The 17100-nt window shown below is 65.9% G+C and carries 20 protein-coding genes; 4 read left to right on the plus strand and 16 right to left on the minus strand.

What is annotated here, in order from left to right; translation table 11 throughout:
• Positions 1 to 37 precede the first annotated feature (37 nt).
• On the plus strand, positions 38 to 1909 hold the full coding sequence (locus IEY26_RS17090) for a hypothetical protein (protein ID WP_188981039.1): 1872 nt from the start codon (positions 38 to 40) through the stop codon (positions 1907 to 1909).
• A gap of 563 nt (positions 1910 to 2472) precedes the next feature.
• Here the strand turns inward: IEY26_RS17090 and IEY26_RS17095 are convergent.
• Genes IEY26_RS17095 through IEY26_RS17120 form a run of 6 tightly spaced genes read right to left on the minus strand, consistent with a single transcriptional unit; the run spans position 2473 to position 7745 of the window.
• Positions 2473 to 2811, minus strand: a complete 339-nt coding sequence (locus IEY26_RS17095; protein ID WP_188981040.1) for a hypothetical protein — start codon at positions 2809 to 2811, stop codon at positions 2473 to 2475.
• Positions 2808 to 3065 carry a hypothetical protein gene (locus IEY26_RS17100; RefSeq protein ID WP_188981041.1) on the minus strand — a complete coding sequence of 86 codons (258 nt, stop codon included), beginning with the start codon at positions 3063 to 3065 and terminating at the stop codon, positions 2808 to 2810. The genes IEY26_RS17095 and IEY26_RS17100 overlap by 4 nt, the downstream gene beginning before the upstream one ends.
• Positions 3062 to 5035, minus strand: a complete 1974-nt coding sequence (locus IEY26_RS17105) for an ATP-binding protein (RefSeq protein ID WP_188981042.1) — start codon at positions 5033 to 5035, stop codon at positions 3062 to 3064. Before IEY26_RS17105 ends, IEY26_RS17100 begins: the two co-directional genes overlap by 4 nt.
• Complete coding sequence (locus IEY26_RS17110; protein WP_188981043.1) at positions 5032 to 5328, minus strand: hypothetical protein; 297 nt, start codon at positions 5326 to 5328, stop codon at positions 5032 to 5034. Before IEY26_RS17110 ends, IEY26_RS17105 begins: the two co-directional genes overlap by 4 nt.
• A gap of 18 nt (positions 5329 to 5346) precedes the next feature.
• Positions 5347 to 5886 carry a hypothetical protein gene (locus IEY26_RS17115; RefSeq protein WP_188981044.1) on the minus strand — a complete coding sequence of 180 codons (540 nt, stop codon included), beginning with the start codon at positions 5884 to 5886 and terminating at the stop codon, positions 5347 to 5349.
• Complete coding sequence (locus tag IEY26_RS17120) at positions 5883 to 7745, minus strand: hypothetical protein (protein ID WP_188981045.1); 1863 nt, start codon at positions 7743 to 7745, stop codon at positions 5883 to 5885. Before IEY26_RS17120 ends, IEY26_RS17115 begins: the two co-directional genes overlap by 4 nt.
• Between IEY26_RS17120 and IEY26_RS17125 the strand changes: the two genes are divergently transcribed.
• Together IEY26_RS17125 and IEY26_RS17130 are read left to right on the plus strand one after the other, a co-directional pair.
• Positions 7744 to 8043: a hypothetical protein gene (locus IEY26_RS17125; protein WP_188981046.1), complete on the plus strand. Its 300-nt coding sequence runs from the start codon at positions 7744 to 7746 to the stop codon at positions 8041 to 8043. The two genes, IEY26_RS17120 and IEY26_RS17125, sit on opposite strands and share 2 nt — an antisense overlap.
• Before the next feature lie 402 nt (positions 8044 to 8445).
• A complete protein-coding gene (locus IEY26_RS17130; RefSeq protein ID WP_188981047.1) occupies positions 8446 to 8970 on the plus strand; it encodes a hypothetical protein in 525 nt (174 codons plus the stop codon).
• A 226-nt stretch (positions 8971 to 9196) separates the two neighbouring features.
• Here the strand turns inward: IEY26_RS17130 and IEY26_RS17135 are convergent, their stop codons facing one another.
• The 9 genes from IEY26_RS17135 to IEY26_RS17175 form a co-directional block, all read right to left on the minus strand.
• Positions 9197 to 10711, minus strand: a complete 1515-nt coding sequence (locus tag IEY26_RS17135) for a hypothetical protein (protein ID WP_188981048.1) — start codon at positions 10709 to 10711, stop codon at positions 9197 to 9199.
• Positions 10708 to 11556: a hypothetical protein gene (locus IEY26_RS17140; RefSeq protein ID WP_188981049.1), complete on the minus strand. Its 849-nt coding sequence runs from the start codon at positions 11554 to 11556 to the stop codon at positions 10708 to 10710. The genes IEY26_RS17135 and IEY26_RS17140 overlap by 4 nt, the downstream gene beginning before the upstream one ends.
• Positions 11553 to 13010: a hypothetical protein gene (locus tag IEY26_RS17145; protein WP_188981050.1), complete on the minus strand. Its 1458-nt coding sequence runs from the start codon at positions 13008 to 13010 to the stop codon at positions 11553 to 11555. Before IEY26_RS17145 ends, IEY26_RS17140 begins: the two co-directional genes overlap by 4 nt.
• Before the next feature lie 224 nt (positions 13011 to 13234).
• The gene (locus tag IEY26_RS17150) at positions 13235 to 13651 is read right to left on the minus strand and encodes a hypothetical protein (RefSeq protein WP_188981051.1); all 417 of its coding nucleotides are present in this window, start codon (positions 13649 to 13651) and stop codon (positions 13235 to 13237) included.
• A gap of 42 nt (positions 13652 to 13693) precedes the next feature.
• Positions 13694 to 13897, minus strand: a complete 204-nt coding sequence (locus IEY26_RS17155) for a hypothetical protein (protein ID WP_188981052.1) — start codon at positions 13895 to 13897, stop codon at positions 13694 to 13696.
• Between the two features lie 92 nt (positions 13898 to 13989).
• On the minus strand, positions 13990 to 14406 hold the full coding sequence (locus IEY26_RS17160) for an ABC transporter permease (protein ID WP_188981053.1): 417 nt from the start codon (positions 14404 to 14406) through the stop codon (positions 13990 to 13992).
• Positions 14399 to 14752, minus strand: coding sequence for a hypothetical protein (locus IEY26_RS17165; protein WP_188981054.1), 354 nt, complete (start codon positions 14750 to 14752; stop codon positions 14399 to 14401). Before IEY26_RS17165 ends, IEY26_RS17160 begins: the two co-directional genes overlap by 8 nt.
• A gap of 45 nt (positions 14753 to 14797) precedes the next feature.
• Positions 14798 to 15223: a hypothetical protein gene (locus tag IEY26_RS17170; RefSeq protein ID WP_188981055.1), complete on the minus strand. Its 426-nt coding sequence runs from the start codon at positions 15221 to 15223 to the stop codon at positions 14798 to 14800.
• Position 15224: 1 nt separating this feature from the next.
• Positions 15225 to 16208, minus strand: a complete 984-nt coding sequence (locus tag IEY26_RS17175; RefSeq protein ID WP_188981056.1) for a hypothetical protein — start codon at positions 16206 to 16208, stop codon at positions 15225 to 15227.
• Positions 16209 to 16224: 16 nt separating this feature from the next.
• On the opposite strand from IEY26_RS17175, the gene IEY26_RS17180 reads away from it, so the two are divergent.
• The gene (locus IEY26_RS17180; RefSeq protein WP_188981057.1) at positions 16225 to 16668 is read left to right on the plus strand and encodes a hypothetical protein; all 444 of its coding nucleotides are present in this window, start codon (positions 16225 to 16227) and stop codon (positions 16666 to 16668) included.
• On the opposite strand, the gene IEY26_RS17185 is transcribed toward IEY26_RS17180, so the two are convergent.
• Complete coding sequence (locus tag IEY26_RS17185; RefSeq protein WP_188981058.1) at positions 16665 to 17033, minus strand: hypothetical protein; 369 nt, start codon at positions 17031 to 17033, stop codon at positions 16665 to 16667. The two genes, IEY26_RS17180 and IEY26_RS17185, sit on opposite strands and share 4 nt — an antisense overlap.
• Between the last annotated feature and the right edge of the window lie 67 nt (positions 17034 to 17100).

Consider the following 17100-nt stretch of genomic DNA (forward strand, 5'->3'; position numbering starts at 1 on the left):
AAAAAATCGACCTCGCAGTCCCCGACCCTATCCTCGAATGAGCACCAACGACACCACCGCCACCCAGCCCATCACCGTCAACCTCGAAGACCGTAGCACCGACACCGCCGCCTACCAGAGTGAGCTCATCCACGAGGAGGCCGAGGCAGATCGGGACGACGACATCCTCAAAGACTACGACACCCTCGACGTCCCCGACCCCATCGACCACGGCCACGGCATCAACGCCGTCATCAACGACCTCGACCGTGACGCCGACGCTGAAGGCGGTCGTTCGTTCTACGAGCGCCTTTTCCGCTACTACCAGCGGAACGTCGACGACCGCGACGCCGAGCCCCTCGTCCTCGTTGAGGACGTTCACGTCCGGCTCGATTGGCTACACGACGACTACCCAGCCCACCTCGTCCTCCGGTCCAAGGGCTGCGAGTTCAACACCGCCGACGAAGACGGAAACGCGAAGAGCCAAATCTACGAGTACAGCCTCGGAATCATGCGATACGAGGAGGGCGACGATGGCGAGCAGACCCTCGACGCCGACGCCACCTCGAACCTCCGCGCACCCGTCTCCTACCAGTGTTGGGTCCGTCCGCAGAACGAAGACCTCGTCTACCCGAGCGGTGACACCACGCCCGCTCCCTACGGCGAGGGAACCCGCTTCCACGTCCAAACGACCTACGCAAATTCGCGTGAGTCCCTCGTTCGCACCGTCCATATTATGGGTCTCGCCGCACACGCTCTCGGCATCCAGAAGCCCGCGTGGGAGACTCTCGACCGCGATTCCTGGCGAATCTGGAAAGGAGAGGTTCACCACCGTATCGACGAGAAACTCATGAGCGCCGTCGTGCAGCGCCTCCGCGAAGCGCGCTCCCTCCTGGAGTACGGCGGCGGTGGCGACGTCGACGGCGACGGGACCATGACCGAGGGCCGCTACGTCGAGGAGGTCGTCCGCTCCGACCGATGGGACATCCTCGGCTTCAACGGCTACGCGCGCCGTGACGGCTACGACCTCGCCGTCAAGGTCTACCGCCTCGGACCCTCCGTCTCCGACCGGCGACTCCGCCACCCCAAAATCGAGGCCTACCTCGCTGGCACTAACGGCGACACCGAGCTCCCCCACGCCGACGAGTGGGCTGCCATCCGCGGGACGCTCCGTCAGCTCGCCTCGACGTTCACCGTGAAAGCCGGCGTCAACCTCCCGAAGTTCATCGAGGACGACTACTACAAACCGATGGACCGCGAGCGCGTCGACACCCTCATCCCCGCCGGCTGGCGTCAGGCCGTCCAACAGGCGAACGACGCCCGGATGCACCGCCTCCGCGACGTCGTCTACTCCGCTGTCGGCACCAAGAGCAAGTTCGACCTCCTCTACGCGGTCGCCATCATGAACGGAGCGAGCTACGACGAGCTGGTGGACATCCTCGGGCTCACTCGCGACCACATTATGAAGTTGGTGAGCGACCTCGAAGACGAGGACATACTCCTCCGCGTCACCATGCCCCGCATCGTCATCTACAACAACGAGGAGCTCCGGATCAACGCGCTCGACGAACTCCAAGCCATCCATCCCGACGAGGACCTCCGCTCCATACGCGCCCGCGGTGAAGGCCGGAGGGAGAACCGTCAGGAGCAGCGACGGAAGAACGAGCAGGAACGCCAGCGCGCCGACGACCACGACGAACCCGAAGACGCTCACCGAGACACCGACGCCGACAGCGGCGACACACGCGCCTCTACGGGCGGCGACACCGACGACACACCCAGCGACTCCGACGCGCCTGCCACGTGGCAGCCGTTCGCCGACGTCGACATGACCGGCGAGCAGCTCGGTCGCGCCCTCGACCGCGGCTTCCTCGACGACACCGACGTCGAGGTCCGCACCGACCCCTACCCGGCCCTCTTCCCGAGATAGCCGCCCTCTCGGGACGAGTTCGAGGCCGGCTCGTAGTGGCGACGCTCTTCTCCAACCTTTATTTTCGCCGTCCCTACCCCCTGCAACCCGTCGGTTTTCGTAATATACCAACTTCCCGAGCGGTAGCGCGCGAAAAATTCGAGGCCTCGACGACGATCTACGCCAGCGTCGCCAGTTTCCGCGCGCCCCCCACAGCCTGTTTCGTCCGTTCTGCGCCCTCAAACAACCCTACACGCCCGTATCCGGCCCGTTGGTCCGTCTCCCATCCCCCTCAACACCCCTAAGGTAGTTGCCCGTAGGCGGCGACGCAAGTGCGCGGCGCGCAGAACGCGCGCCGCTTACCGCCACCGCCGCGCCGGATGGACGAGCGGGCTGTACAGGCGTCCTCGACGCCGTGAACGACGCCAGCGGCCGTATGGAGGGCCGAGAAACCGACCCCCGAACGCCCCTACGGTAGTGCGCGCCTGACGCGCGTGAGTCTCGCATCGGTCAAGGGGGTTAGAGAAATGGGGTGTGTAATCGCCATACTGCGGTACGAAAACCTCCGTTTCGATTGGGTTTGATTAGATGTCTGCCAGCGCCGAGACCTCGTCGACGACGTCGTCTGCCAGGCCCCTCATCCGCGACGACACCCAGCCCACAACGAGAGTCATCGCGACGAACCCGATAACGAAGCCCCCGCCGATGCCGGCCCACTCTGTAAGCCACCGCGCCGCGAACCAGGCCGTGCATCCAGCTCCGCCAGCAGGGATGCCAGCGAGTAGAGTGCTCGCGACGTGCCGCTCAAACGTCGATACGGGCCGCCCGATGAGAACACTCACAACCGCGACCACCCCGACCAGAGCCAGCCCGAAGAGCATCCCGACCACTAACAGAAACCACGCCCCGAGAACGTACCTCACAGGAACCCTCCCCCGACGAGGACGTGCGCGATGGCCGCCGGCTCGACGTGCGCGGAGACGACGCCAGCGTAGTCCGGAATCGACTGCGCGAACTCCACGAGGTCGTGAACCATCGACGTCAGCCGGCCCGTCGCGAACGACGAGATGCCGTCGTACGCGTCGGTCGCGAGCTTCCCCGTCGTTTCCCCGACGTCGCCGAGTGCGTTCATGATGCTGTCCGCCGAAATGTCGATGTTGATGGTAATGTCGCTCATGATTCTGGGCTGATACCGAAGTCGTCGAATCCGCGTTGTTGGTCGGCCGATGCTGTCGCGCCCGCGGTCGGCCCGTCGAGGACGCCGATGTCCCGAAGCGACCGGCGCACGAGGTCGAGGGCGAGGTCGACGTCCTCCCGGTCGTAGACGTCGTCAAGGCGCGAGCGCGCGCTCGCCGCCGCGAACCGCTGGATGGCCCCGACCTTCCGCATCGTCACCGGCATCTTCGAGCGCGAGTCGTCGTTGAGCGACCCGCGCTCCTCCTGGTCGAGCTCCTCCTGGTAGCGGGACGGGAGGCTCGTCTTCAGCTCCGTGTACTCGTCGACGATGTAGTCGAGGACGTCCTCGGACGCCGCCACGGGATGGTAGTTCCGCGTCGCGTAGGCGATGTACTTGCTCCAGAGGTTGGCGTCGATGTCGGGCTCGATGCGCGCCCGCTGCTCGGCCGAGAGGTCGAGGTCGTCGCGGTCGAAGTACCCGCTCGCGTCTCGGGCCTTCGCCATCGTGTCCGCGATCTGCCGGACCGACTGCTCGTCCGTCTTCTCCCGGACCGCGAAGATGAGGTCGAAGCGCGAGAGGAGCGGCGACCGAAGCTCGATCTGCTCCTCGAACGGCCGCGACGGGTCGAAGTGTCCCCCCGTCGGGTTCCCGGCCGCCAGGATGGACGTCTGCGCGGGCAGCATCGCGCTCTTCCCCGCCTTCGACACCGGGACCTTCTCGGACGCCATCGCCGTGTGGAGAGAGTCGAGGTCGTCCACGTCCGCCTTGTCGAGCTCGTCGATAGCCGCGAGTCCCCCCGACGCGCGGACGACTGTCCCCGCCTCGATGCTCCACCCGTCGCCGCCGCCGAAGTCGTCGCGCGTCATCGCGGCCGTGAGACCCGCCGACGTCGAGTTCATGCCGTCGGTGAACGCCGAGCGCGGCATCGAGTTGTGCGCGCCCTCCAGGAGGAGCGTCTTCCCGCTCCCCGGGTCGCCGAAGAGCAGGATATGGGACTTCCCGCGATAGTGCGCGCCGTCCGGCCCGACACGCGAGAAGTCGGAGAAGAGTTGGAGACGCACGGCGTCCTTGAGGTGGTTGTCGCCCTCGTGCGCCGCCGCGACCGAGCCGCGTTGAAGCTCCGCGAGGTCGTCTCGCCGAGAGAGCTCGTGGATGTCCTCGACGTCGGTGTCGCCGATGTCGACGTCCTCGAAGCTCGCGTCCTCGACGCGGGCCGCGCGGCCCATCACGTGCTTGTCGTAGACCGGCCAATCCTTGGTCGCCTCTGGCCGGAACTCCCCAGAGAGGGAGACGCGGTCGCCGCCCTCGACGGTCCCGCACAATGCGCCCGTGAGGTGGACGTGGATGTTCTCGTTCCCGTCCGTCGCCTGCTCCGGCGGCGTCTGAACGCGCACGAGTTGATGGTCCGTCCACTCGGACTGCTCCGGGCGCACCTCGAACGGGCCGCCGTGGTCGTGCTCGTCGCCGCACGACTCACACCAGCGGACGTTCCCACCCTTCCCGGTCGGAGTGATTTCTCGACGATGGAGATAGCCGCAGCGGACGCACTGTTTCACCACCACCGACATCATCGGGTTCACCTCGGTGCGTTTCGTCACCTGGCCCTCGACCTCGATGAGCCTGTTTAGCTCGGAGTGTCGGTACTCCCCGACCTCGAACGTCGCGTTGTCCGGGAGGCCGTAGACCGCGGGCTCGATGGGACGCGACTCGTGAAGCGTCGCCTGATAGACGTCGACGCCGCCGTGAGAGTAGTCCGCGAGGACGTCGCGGAGCGCGTCGTAGTGCGTCGAGGGGTTCGCCAGGAGCGAGCGCGCCGCGCCGAGGTCGTGGTCCGCGAGGTCTCCCCAGTCGATATGCAGCACGGTGTCGTCGGGGTACTCCTCGACGAGTGACTCGATGCGCCCGTGATACTGCTCCGCGAGGAACTCGCGGAACGTCGCGGAGTAATCCGTGTCCGAATCCTGAATCATAGTTGGGTCGTCAGATAGTCGTACGCAAGCGATGCGAAGCCGCTGACGTCCGTCATGATGGTGTCCGGGTTGAGCGACGTCCACCCGAGCCCGACCATCACCGCGAGGAGGACGAGCGTCCACCCGACCGACGACGTCGCCGACGCGACCGCGCCGCCAGCCGTCTTCACGTGTCGACCCTCGAAGACGAGGACGAGCAGGAGCGCGACGACGCCGATCTGTTTGAGGTGGACGCCGAAGCTCGACTCCGCCATATGGAGAACCCACTCCACCGCGGCCGTCATCCCCGACATCACCGCCACCTCGGAGCGTTAGACCGCATCGTCCAACGCCCCCGTGAAGCGGTCTCTCGTCCGCTTGATGCTGTCGATCCGTCCGCGATGCTGGTAGACGAGGAGCACCACACTGGATACCGCCCCGGCGAGCAGCGCCGTCGACGCCGCGGGGTGGTCGACGAGGATCGACGCGACCCCGCCGACGAGCGCCACCCACGCGGGCGACCGAACGAGGTCAAGCGTCGCGTCCTCGACGCGGTCGCGCGCCGACGCCACGGCCTTGACCGCGCGGTCGCCCCTGCGGAGCACTGTGCTCGTCCGTGCGTCCGCCTTCTCTCGGGCGGCCGAGGCGTCCGTGCGAGGGAGGCGGCCGACCACGCGAGCGAGTGCGTGCGAGAAGACGACCCCGCCGAGCATCCCGGCCGCCAGGAGGACGAGAACGAGGCGGAGGAGGAGCGTCGAGGCGAGTGTCGCCCCGCGCGACGAGAGGAGATAGAACACCGCGATGACGGTGTGCGTCACCTCCTCAACGCGGGCGAGCGACCACGCGATTGGGTCATCCGGAACCCCAATCACTTCTTCTCACCCTCGATTTTGATGGTCGTCTCGTCCTTGCGAGATTTGAAGAACCCCCAGCCGAGCACCATCACCGCGATGATGCCGAGGACGAGCGACGGACCGAGCGCCGACGACAGCGCCTCCGACGCCGCCTGCCCGATGCGGGACGAGATAGAGCCGGGGTTGAGCGTTTCAAGCAGGATGGGCACCGCGATGATGACGCCGAGGCCGGCGAGCCCGAATCCAGTCTGCTCCTCGCCAAGCGAGTCCGATTCACGGCCGGCCCACGACCCCGCCAAGAAGAGCCCCACGACCGACACGAGAGCGATGGCGACGAACCCGCCGCCGCGGAGCAGCGAGAGTAGCGTGTCGGCGAGACTCCCACCACCGAGCAGTGTCCCGGTCTGCGCCCCGGCGTTCGCGTCTGAGGAGATTTGGAACGTCTCCCCGCTGTCGTCGTCCGGGAGGTCGACCGGGCCGCCGCCCGAGGTCGCCGACGCTTTCGCCGTCTCCTCGGTGAGCGAGTAGAGCGAGTAGGTCATACCGCCGGTCGTGTCTCGCCAGCGGAACGTGACGGAGTCCCCGATGGTCGACCCTGGAGACACCGAGAACCGCGGCGGGCTGCTCGTTTGTTCGAGCGCGACCTCGACGTCGCCCGTCGCCGGGTCCGCGACGAGCGGAGACTGAGAGACGCGTGCCGTCGACCCGGCCGCCGCGTTCGGCAGGAGGAGCGTTTGGTCGCCGTCCGCCTCGATGACGCTGCTCGGGCTCGGTGAGTCCCACGAGGGAGCGCGGACGTCGAGGACGCGTGTCCCCTCTGTCGCGATTCCGAACCCGTCCGCGTGCGACTCGACGACGAACTCGGTGTTGAGCGCCTGTCCGGGCGTCGTCGGCTCGGTCACCTGAATCGCCCCGTTCTGGACGTCGACCTTCTGCGCGCGCGCCTTCACGGCCACTGTCTCCCCCTTCGCCGCATCGCCGAGCTCGGCGCGGAGCGTCGTGTTCGTCGTCGACCACGAGGAGGGCGAGAGCGACGTCCACGACGAGTTCTCGACCCGGTACTCCACCGATTTGAACCGGACGACGTCCTCACCGAACGGCAGGAGGAACGACGCGTTCGAGACGTTGGTCGCGAACGTCTTGTTGACCTCGTAGACCTCCCGCCACTCGCCCTCGGACGTCGAGACGTTCCGCGACGAACTCGCCGTGTGCGAGTAGGCGAAGTCGACGCGCGGAGCCGGCGCGTCCGCCGACGTCGACCCCATCACGACCGTCACGTTGTTCTCCTCCTGGAGGAGCGACTCGTCGAGGTCGAGCGTCTCCGTCTCCCCGTCGGCGAGGTCGCGGCCGACCGTCCGCTTCTGGCCGTTCACCACGACGCCCGGATTCGCGGAGTTGCTCCGCTCCTGAAGCTTCACGCGGACGGTTGTAGTTGAGCCGCCACTCGTCGACACCGACACCGTGTCGTCGTCCGTCGAGAGGTCTACCTCCTGCGACACGGAATCCCCGTCCGCGAGTAAGCCGGAGTGAGAAAGTTCGGCGGACCCGTCACCGTCGACGTCGACGGCCGGGTCCTCCGTCACCGTGTGCTCTGTCCAACTCGCTGAGTGGTCGACGCCACCGCTCGCCGACGTGGAGAGGTCGTGCGACCCTGGAGAGAGCGCCGAGAACGACCGCGTCACCGTCTCTCCGTCCGCGAGCGTCCCCGAGTAGCTCGCCACGGTCGTGCCGTCCACTGACAGCGACGGGTCCTCCGTCTGCGTGACCTCGGTCGCGCTCACGTCCGCGTCGTAGGCCGGCCCGCTACCGAGCCCCCAGTCGAGCGTGTTCGATCCAGTTGAGAGCGATATAGAGCGTGTCGCCGTCTCTCCCTCCATGAGGACCCCGTTGACGCTCGCGGTCGAACCGTCGGCCGTCACGCTCGGATTTTTCGTCGCCGTTCGTTTTGTCGCGGCGAGCGACCAATCAAACTTCCCCGCCGAAGCGTCAAACGTCAGACTCGACGCATCGCGAGAGAGCGCGAAGTCCTTGGTTGCGGACTGCCCGTCTCCGAGATTAAAGGTCGTCGACGCGCCCGAGGTCGAGACCGTCACCGACGACGGAGACGGTGCGAGAGCCGTGATAGGGGCCGCGTCCGTATTCGGGGCCCACTCCGATCCGGAGTCGTACGAATAGTAGGTATTCGCGCTGGTCGAGCCGTAGTCAACCGACATTTCAAGCTTTGACGACGCGATAAACCCGAACGTAGTGTATTCTCCCGAAGTTGAGTAGTCCGTAATATCGATAGTGGTATTTCCTGCGCTGAGTGAGACGTCTGAGGCGACCTGTGTACCCTCGTTAACGACGCCATCGGCCGTCTCGTCAATTGCATAGACGTCGACAGTCGCAGCGCTGTCAGTGTGGACGCGGAGAGACCCGACAACCTCGGGCGGGTTGACCACGGTCATCTCGATTTTCCCGCCGCCGACTCCGTCGTATGACGCGTCGCTCGCGGTCGCCATCTGTGTGCGCAGTTGATGCGCGGTCACAGAGAGCCGCGGCGTCCCCGATGGGCCTCCCGGTGCGATGTTGCCTCCGATGGCCGAGAACGACGACGACGCGCCCGCCATCGCGGACCCCGACCGCGACACCGACGTCGACGTCGACGAGCCCGTGAACGTCACCTGCCCGTCCTCGGGCTGCTGGTTGCCTCCGAGCGACCACGTTGAGGAGCCCGTCGACACCGACGAGAACGACGTCGACGCGCTCGACGTCGACCGCTGGCCCGTCCACGTGATAGACCCGTCCGTCGTGTCCATGTTGCCGCCGACCGTCAGCGTCGTCGACGCGCTCGGGGATGCCGTCCCCGACCACGACCCCGACGACGTCGTCTCTTCGCCCTCGATGACGACAACCGGGTCGCCGTTCGGTCCCGGCCCGAGTGGCGACGCCGTGCCCGCGATGTCGGTCGCGAGCGTGTCGCCGTTTCCGAGTCCGGCCGCGGACTTGTTGTCCCATGACGTCGACGTCACGCCCTCGAACGTCGCCGAGAGGTTCGAGGCGGCGTCTAAGTCGTCGAGCGCGTATCGGTACGTCGTTCGGTCGCTCGCGGGCGAGCCGTAGAGGTTAACCTCGCCGGTCGCCGTCGCGTTCGACGACGCCGCGACCGCCGGACCGAGCATCGACGATGCGACGAGGAGCGTCGCCACGAGCACGGTCGCCATCGCGCGCCCCGCGGAGAGGGCCGTCCGTCCCCCCTCACCCCCACCTTGTCGTGTCGAATCGACGCGCGCGTGCGGGAGTGAAGTCAGCGAGCGGACAAGTTCCCGGCCGAGACGGCGGATGTCGGTCATGCTGCCCCCTCGACCGACGACGAGCCCGAGGTCGTCGACGAATCGAAATCGAGCTTCGCGACCGGCCGCCGCTGCCCCGAATCCGGGTCCACGAGCATGACCGTCCACCCCCTGCCGTCCTCATCGTGCCGGACTTCGAGGGACCACTCCCCCCGCGGGCTGTCCAGCTCCTCGCCGACCATCCCCGTCTCGACGTCGAGGTAGCCCTTCCCCGGGTCGCTCACGACGAGATACGCGCTTCCCCCCCGGCGTTCGAGCGAGAAGAGCCCGGAGTCGTACTCGACCGCGTCCACCGCGTCGACGCCAGCCGCGGCCGGCGACGTCGGCGCGATCTTCATCCAGCGACCCCCCTCTCCTTCGGGAGCTTCGAGCGCCGGGTCGTCGACGTCGTCCCACGTGAACCAGTTAAATTCGGTCTCGTTGTAGACGAGCCCGGTGCCTGGGTCCCGCTTCCCCATCGTGTCGTACTCCATCGGGATGTCGCGGAACCCGACTCGGCTGTCGTTATTCGCTTTGCAGGGGTTCGGCCGCCCTGGCATCGCGATCCTCCAGTCGAAGCGTCGACGCGCCTCCGCCGCAAGGTCGACCTCCTCCTGGCAGAACGCGTAGATCGAGAGGTAACGACGTCGAGACTCGCCGAGAACCGACCGGAGAGCGCGAATCTTCGTCGCCGTCTGTGCGTTGTCCCCGTGGTTGCTCGCGTTCTCCGGCATCCAGTCGGCGAGCTCGTCGAAGAACAAACTCTGGTAGGTGAACGGCCCGCGCTCGATGCGCGCGACGAGGAACGCAAACCACCAGTGCGTCGTCGGTGTCGACGACTCCCCGACCTCGGTCTCCCACTTCGGCACGAATGGGACTTGATGGTCAAACACCTCGCTCTCCCGCGTGATGTCCTCACAGCCGCTAAACGCCGGGTCGGGATAGATGACGTTGAACGACCCCTTCGGCGCGGTCGAGAGCTTAGCCAGGAGGTCGTCGACGTCCTCGTAGCGGACGACGTCGCGAGCGACGTCGTCGAGGTCGTCGACGGGTTCGAGGACCTGACTGTCGCCCTCCTCTCCTTCGAGCATCCACGCTGCCTCGTACTCGACGCTTCCGGGCAGGTAGACGGTCGTCCAGTGGCGATACGGGAGCCATCCCGAGCGACGCGCGTCCCCGCGCCAGAGGACGCGCTCGTTGTTGACTTCCATCTGGTGATGCGCCCAATCGAGCGCCATCGTCGTCTTACCCGAGCCCTTCGGCCCCTCGATGAGGGAGTTCGTCGCTCGCGGCGAGTCCGTTATCTCGGGCTTCGTCTCGTGGATGATGACGTCCGGGTAGACTTGATAGTCTTCCGTGGGGTCGAACTCGAACTTCGAGATTCCGTACTTCTGCCGAATCTCGTGCGCGTCCGTCTCCCAGTGCCCTGGTGCGCGCTCAACGTCGCCGTGAGACTGCTTCGTCCGTTCTCCCCAATCGTGTCCGGTTGGGGGAGTGCCGTTCGTGGTCGTCGGAGATTGTCCTTTACTCATGAATTTGCCTCAGAAGTGCCGTACGGGCGGACTCCGCCCGAACTGGCGTGGATAACTTCGCTCGGATTCAGCGTCCGCACGCCCGCCGCGAACGACGGGAGCACCGACTCTGCGAGGAACCAATCCGCCCACTGCTCCGCGAGGAGATCGTCGTCGACGCCGCGCCCGAGGAGGTAGTCGAGAGCGGTCTCGTCGTGCATCACCCGAGCCGCGAAGTCCTCGGGAATCTGTGAGTTCGTCGCGTCCTTGAGGTCTTGAAGCCAATCCTGAACCTCGTCCTCCGTCGTGAACCCCGACCAGAACTCTTGCAGCGCCTCCCGCTGCTCCCTGTCGATTTCGTCGTATCCGGGCCGCATCGCGGTGTGTTGCTGGTCCTCCGGGTCGAGGTCTTTCGGTTTGTGGTCGCCGTCGAAGACGTCGCGCTCGGTGTACTCGCTCGCCTTCGTTTCCAGCGTCGTGTAGGCACGCACGCACGCCGGAGCGAGGTGCGTGGTGATGAGGTCGCGTCGGAGCGTCTCGGCGCGGTCGGCATCGAGCGGCTCGCGGAAGAGTCGCGCCCGAGCGTCCGCGTCAAGAAGCGCCTGGAACATCACGTCGTCCGCGACGACGAGGTCGCGGTAGAGGTCGTCGTCGAGCTCGCCGAGCGTCACGACCGCGGCCGCCTGGAGCCAGCGGATGATGCCGACCGCGGACCGGAACCCGTCGCGCGGCCGCTTGATGACCTCGCGTTGGTCGACCTGCACGGCCCGGAGAGACGGCCGAGTCGTCGAGAGCGCGTACTCGTCGACGTCATGCTCGGGTTCGTCGTCCGGCGTGTATTCGGCGAGGAGTTCGTCCTTGTTCATGACGACCGCTCCTCCTCGTCGTCAGCCTCCTTATCCTCGTCACGAGCCGATTTCCACGCCTCGCGTTCGGACTCCCCGACCGCCTCGGGGTCCGCGCCGCGAGACCGGAGGACCTCGTCGGTTGCCGTCTTCCGGCGCTCGTTTTCGAGCTCGACGCGCTCCGCCTGTGCCTGCCCTTCGAGCTTCTGGTTCCGGCGGCGGAGCTCGTCGTTCGTTTCGCCCTCGGCGTAGTCGCGGGCGAGGAGCGTGTTTCTCGTCTCTGCCTGCATCTGCATCGTCGACGCCGGCTCGAAGCGCACGCGGGGGTTGTTAGGCCGGATGACGAGCGCTCCGAATACCGGCGCGAGAGCGAGCCAACCGTAGCTCGGCGTCCCCCACGCCGTCCACGACACCATCGCACCGATCCCGACCGCCGCTATCGACCCGAGCGCGACGCGCCCGATGTACTTCGGCGTGATGTCCTCTGTCGCCGGGAACGCGATGTTGATTTGCGGGAGGACGATGTCGAGCGGCTCGTCGACGCGCGGGTCGAGGTGGATTTCCTCAGCGTAGCTCGACCCGCCCGACGTCGGGATGTTGTCCTCGATCCGGTCCCAATCCTCGATTTTGGCCGCCCCGGCGATTGCCCGAGCGAACGCCCGGCGAGCGCCCTTCGCGACGAGGTAGTGGTCCCCGTCGTGCTCGATGACCCGCGCGAGTTGGCCCTTCACTTGGGTCGTCCGGAGAGCTCGGACGTCGTCCTGCTCTTGGATGCCGTCCCCCGTCATCAACTGACGGAGCAGCACCTTCCGGACCGAGGACTCGTTGTCGAGCACCACGCCGAGCGTGAGCGCGAACGTGATAATGCCGGTCACCGGACCCAGCGAGATTAGGAGCGATGCGAGCCCGTCCCACAGGACGAATATGGCGACGAAGCCGCCCGCCGCGCCGATTTTCATCCACCAGCGCCGATCCTTCATCGGCCCGACGAGCATCGTCTCCTGGAGCAAGTAGCCGATGGGCCACCCGATGACGACGCCGAAGACGGCCGGGAAGAGGAACGTCGTGAGACCCCACCACGTCGCCGCGCCAGCGGTTTCGAGGTTGACGGGACGCATCGTCTCCGACGTCTGGTGAGCGAACCGCCAGCGCGCGTTGGAGCGGTCTCCCTCGACCCACATCGTCACCTCGACCTCGTCGTCGTAGTGCGAGGTGAGGTGGACCGGGACGAGCGTCTCCGAGTCGCCGGAGACCGCGACCTCCTCGGTCGTCTCCGTGACGTTCACCGCTGCCGGGACCTCAACCTTCGTTCCGTTCCGGACGACCGTCTGGGACCCCTCCTCCCAGTAGACCTTATGAACGGTGAGATTCGACGGGTTCCGCTCGTACGTGTTGACGTAGAGCATCACCCGGTCCCGCTGCACGGTCGTCGACGGCGTGAGGAATTTGAAGTCCGACCCGCCGAAGTCCGACATCGGTCCCGTCGGGTAGTTGAGGAGCGAGACGGACGTGAGACGGCCCACCCGCCGCTTCGACGGGTTCAATTGCGAAACCTGCTCTCCTCCCTGCCGCAACTCGTCGAGCGTGTAATCCTGACTCTGGTCGTTCTGACCGGCGGCCGCGAGCCCCGCCGGGACCGCCAGAGACAGGACTACGCACGCGAGCACGACAGCCGCCGCGAGAGTCCTGTATGGCTTCTTCATGACGTTCCTTCTTTCGTCGCGAACGCGAGTAGACCGACGACGACCGCCGCCACCAGGAACTGCGCGGGCGTGATGTCGAACCACCCGTTCGCCGAGAACCAGCCGAGCAGCGTCGTCACTGCCCAGCCGAACCCTATCGAGTGCGCGGCGAGGACGTCCCCTCCCATCGCGAGGAGTTGATGTCCGACGCTCGCTAACTGTCCGGTCACTGCGGCGACGACCGCGGCGAACCCGAGGAGGAACCCTCCTGCTCGCTTCGTGTCGTCGACTGCCGGCCGCGCCAGCGCCTCCGCCGACTGCCGGGCGTCTGTTCCGTCATCGAGGAGTTCGTCGCGCTCGCGGAAGCCCCAGGATAACACCAGGACCACCGCGATGCCGACGCCCCACCCGCCGAACGGAAGTGACTCAAACACTCCAAGCACCTCCGTTCGGACCGTTACCTTCTGTTTCGTGTTTCATGAATCTGTGAATCTGTCGTAGGTGCTTTTCGCCGCCTTCGAGCCCCGCCAGAGCAACACGACGAGCGCCATCCCGATGACGATCTTCGTCGTCAGCTCCCGCGGGAGCCAGTCGAGCCGGCCGGCGAACTTCGAGCTCGCCAGCGACACGAACGGGAACCACTCTAAGACGAGGTGGACGAGCATATCGATTCCCGACATGAGTCCGATACCCTGGAAGTGCCCTAAAACGGCGATGACGCCACCGATGACGGGCCAACTCGATACTTCGTATTTCTTTTTATCAGACATGGTTACCTCGGGTCGAGCACTTGCAGCACGAACATCAACGTCCACGCGACGACGAACAACACCGCTCCGTAGAGCAGGACCGCGGTGATGGGAGCGAACGCGCCGGTTGAGACGATGATGTCCGAAATAGCGGCCGTGAACGCGTCGACGAGCCCGATGAGGTCCTGTCCGAGCGGCTGGAAGACGAGTCCGAACGACCCGAAGAACCACGTGACTCCGCTCTCGACCTCGTCGAAGAACCACGTGATACCGTCCGCCACCGAGTTACCGAATCCCTCGATGACGCCGATGAGGACACCGATGACGATGCCCTCAACCCAGCCGGCGCTCCGCATCGAGTCCGAGTCGTCCGAGGTCTCCGACGAGCTGCTCTCGTCGACCCCGTCGGTGCTCGTTCCCCAGCCCCAAGGGCTAGACAAAGCGGTCCACCCCCGACCCGATGATACCGACGACCACGAGCGCCTCCGCGGCGATGAAGAGGATTCCGACCGGCCCGAGTGTCGACGCGAACGCCGCCGCCTCGCTCCATGCAGCGTCTGGCCCGGCCGCGTAGCCGGTTAGCAGCGAACCCATGAGGTCCGCCTGGAACGTCGCGACGGCTATAATCTGACTCGTCATTGACGAGTAGAACGCCTCGACAGCGTCGGACACTCCCTCCGCCGCGGATAGTCCCCACGCGGCCGCGAGTGAGCCGACAATCGCGGACCACGCGAAGCTCCCGTCCGAGTTCGTCCACTCGCTCTCGTCGGTCTCGCTACTGCTCAACGCGAGCACCTCCGAGCGTCGACGGGGGCTGGTGGTCCTGCATCGTTATTCCTCCTGTCCGTCCGAGTCGTTCCCGAGGAGGGGAATGTCGGCCCCCGTGAACGGGATGTCCGAGTTCCGCCGGTCGAGGAACTCCAAGAACAACCACGCCGTCACGAGAATCATCGCGGCGAATATCGGAATCTGGAAAACGCCGAGAACCGCCCACGGCCCGGTGTTAAGCGACTGAACGGTTCCCTCGATGACTCCTGACATCGCCTCCGCTGGCGACGACGTGAACGCCGCGATGAAGTCCCCGATCCCTTCGGCGAACGCTCCCGCAGCGACCGTGTAAATCTGCGTGAGAGCGTACGTCGCCTCCGAGATACCGGCTGCCGCGGCCATGAACGGCGACGCGATGAGCAGGAAGAGGACCGTTCCTGCGGACTTCCCGTCAGCGCGGTCGATCCAGTCCGTGTCGCTGTCAGCCATGTCACTCACCCACGGTTCCGTCGCCGCCCGAGTTGCGCTTGATAGCTCCGAGCAGGGCAGCGATGAGCGCCGAGAAGGCCCCCAGCGGGTTGGTGAAGAAGCCCCAGAGCCAACTCCCACCCTCCGAGAGGAGCGTGCCGACACCGCCGCCGGACGAGACGTCGGTCATCGTGTCCTTGTCAGACTGCGAGGTCGTCCAGCTCTCGTAGAAGATGTACGTGGTCCCGTCCTGAACGGAGTCGTCCCACGTCACCGTCGCGTTGTCTCCGGCCGCCTCGAACGCCGAGACGCGACTAATCTGCGCGGACGAGTCCGCCGCCTCGTCGAACGTCTGACTGCCCGAGCCCTCGATGTACCACGCGTCGATGAGGCGCGACGTCGGGTACGCCACGGTCTCGTACGCCGTGAAGCCCTCGTAGTCGAGTTCAATCACGTTCGGGAGCGCGAGCCGCGTGTACTGCCGATAAATGAACTTCCGGTCGTACTCCTCGGCTGCCTCCTCGTCGAACTCGTACTGAACGTCGCCGTAGGTCGCCGCCGAGACGATGACGTCGTACTCGACGTCGTAGATCGTCGCCGAATCGAACACCGACGACATCGTGGAGAGGGAGGAGACGTTGTACGTGCCCGAGGGCTCGTAGATGTCGAGGCGCTCCGTCTCGTTGTCCGAGTCGATGTCCTTCTCGAACGCGCCGTAGCGGACCATCGAGAGACGGTCGCTCCGGACCTGAGTCAGTTCGATGTCGGCGTCCCCACCGGAGACGACGATTTTCACGCTGTCGACCGAGGACAGCGACCCGTCGCCGCTCCCCGAGACCGCGAGGTCGTTAAGCTTAGTCTGCGTGACGTCGGAGGAGTTCGAGACGTCCACGGAAACGTAGTCTCCGTCGCTCTCCGCGAGTCGGACCTCGGCCGTCCCGTTCACCTGGACGTCGTCGGTTACGACCCACGCGACGCGTTTCAGCACGTCACTCGTGATGGACACGTTCGAGTAAGTCGCGGTGACGGTCTCACCCGACCCGACGCCGCTCGTCGAGACTTCGAGCGTCTCGACCTTGCTGTCGGGGTTCGTGACGTTCGCGGTCACCCCCGTCGGCGAGGAGACCGTCCAACCGGACGCGTTGAGGGTCGAGTCCCCATCCCCGGGGAACGTGTCGTTGAACGAGATATTCGACGCCGAGATCCGAATCGGGTTATCTCCCTTGAGACGTCCCTTAAGCAACTTCTCCGCGCCTGTGTCGTTCTCATACGACAGGATTTCCGACCCCATTTCGTGGGACGCCTTCGTCACCGTCCCGTCGAACTTCTGGTTCGGCACTTTATCACTCGACCCGACTGCCACTCCGTTCGTGTTCGCGGCCATAACCGGCCCGACCGCCGACAGGGCGAGGACCGAGACGAGCAGAATCGTCGCGAACTTCTTGAATTTCTCTTGCATTTGTTAGTTTTCGCGGCGGTTCCGGTCGCCACCCGTCACTGTCCGAGTCCGTTCGTCCCGGCGAGCCTCCGCCTCTGCGAGCTTCAACGCGGCACCCACGACGAGGACGCCGACGAGAAGCACACCGAGGCGTCCCGCAGAGAAGATGTCACCAGCGCCGTAGGCCACGGCGAGGAGTCCGCCCAGCGCCGTCACGCGGGCCGAGAGAGGCCACACAGTCGACAAAAGTTCCATTTCCCGGAGGTCCGGGAGTTCGGCTGTCGCCGAGGCAGCCGTCCCACCGTCGGCGAGGAGGTCGCGCGGATTCTTCTGCTCCCGCGCTTCCAACTCCATGAGTTCCTGGCGGAGCTCCTCTTTCCTCTTCTTAGTCATGCGGTCCTCCGGGCCGGCCGGAGGCCGATGATGGACTCGATGCGTCTCCGGTATCTCGACAGCGATG

The organism is Halocalculus aciditolerans, assembly GCF_014647475.1.
GTDB classification, from domain to species: domain Archaea; phylum Halobacteriota; class Halobacteria; order Halobacteriales; family Halobacteriaceae; genus Halocalculus; species Halocalculus aciditolerans.

Excerpts from the sequence above, each read along its gene's own strand:
- IEY26_RS17090 (WP_188981039.1), top strand. The coding sequence starts at position 38 with ATGAGCACCAACGACACCACCGCCACCCAGCCCATCACCGTCAACCTC.
- IEY26_RS17100 (WP_188981041.1), bottom strand. The coding sequence starts at position 3,065 with ATGAGCGACATTACCATCAACATCGACATTTCGGCGGACAGCATCATG.
- IEY26_RS17105 (WP_188981042.1), bottom strand. The coding sequence starts at position 5,035 with ATGATTCAGGATTCGGACACGGATTACTCCGCGACGTTCCGCGAGTTC.
- IEY26_RS17110 (WP_188981043.1), bottom strand. The coding sequence starts at position 5,328 with ATGTCGGGGATGACGGCCGCGGTGGAGTGGGTTCTCCATATGGCGGAG.
- IEY26_RS17125 (WP_188981046.1), top strand. The coding sequence starts at position 7,744 with ATGAGGACCCCGTTGACGCTCGCGGTCGAACCGTCGGCCGTCACGCTC.
- IEY26_RS17120 (WP_188981045.1), bottom strand. The coding sequence starts at position 7,745 with ATGGAGGGAGAGACGGCGACACGCTCTATATCGCTCTCAACTGGATCG.
- IEY26_RS17130 (WP_188981047.1), top strand. The coding sequence starts at position 8,446 with ATGGCCGAGAACGACGACGACGCGCCCGCCATCGCGGACCCCGACCGC.
- IEY26_RS17135 (WP_188981048.1), bottom strand. The coding sequence starts at position 10,711 with ATGAGTAAAGGACAATCTCCGACGACCACGAACGGCACTCCCCCAACC.
- IEY26_RS17140 (WP_188981049.1), bottom strand. The coding sequence starts at position 11,556 with ATGAACAAGGACGAACTCCTCGCCGAATACACGCCGGACGACGAACCC.
- IEY26_RS17145 (WP_188981050.1), bottom strand. The coding sequence starts at position 13,010 with ATGTCGGACTTCGGCGGGTCGGACTTCAAATTCCTCACGCCGTCGACG.
- IEY26_RS17155 (WP_188981052.1), bottom strand. The coding sequence starts at position 13,897 with ATGTCGGGAATCGATATGCTCGTCCACCTCGTCTTAGAGTGGTTCCCG.
- IEY26_RS17170 (WP_188981055.1), bottom strand. The coding sequence starts at position 15,223 with ATGGCTGACAGCGACACGGACTGGATCGACCGCGCTGACGGGAAGTCC.
- IEY26_RS17185 (WP_188981058.1), bottom strand. The coding sequence starts at position 17,033 with ATGACTAAGAAGAGGAAAGAGGAGCTCCGCCAGGAACTCATGGAGTTG.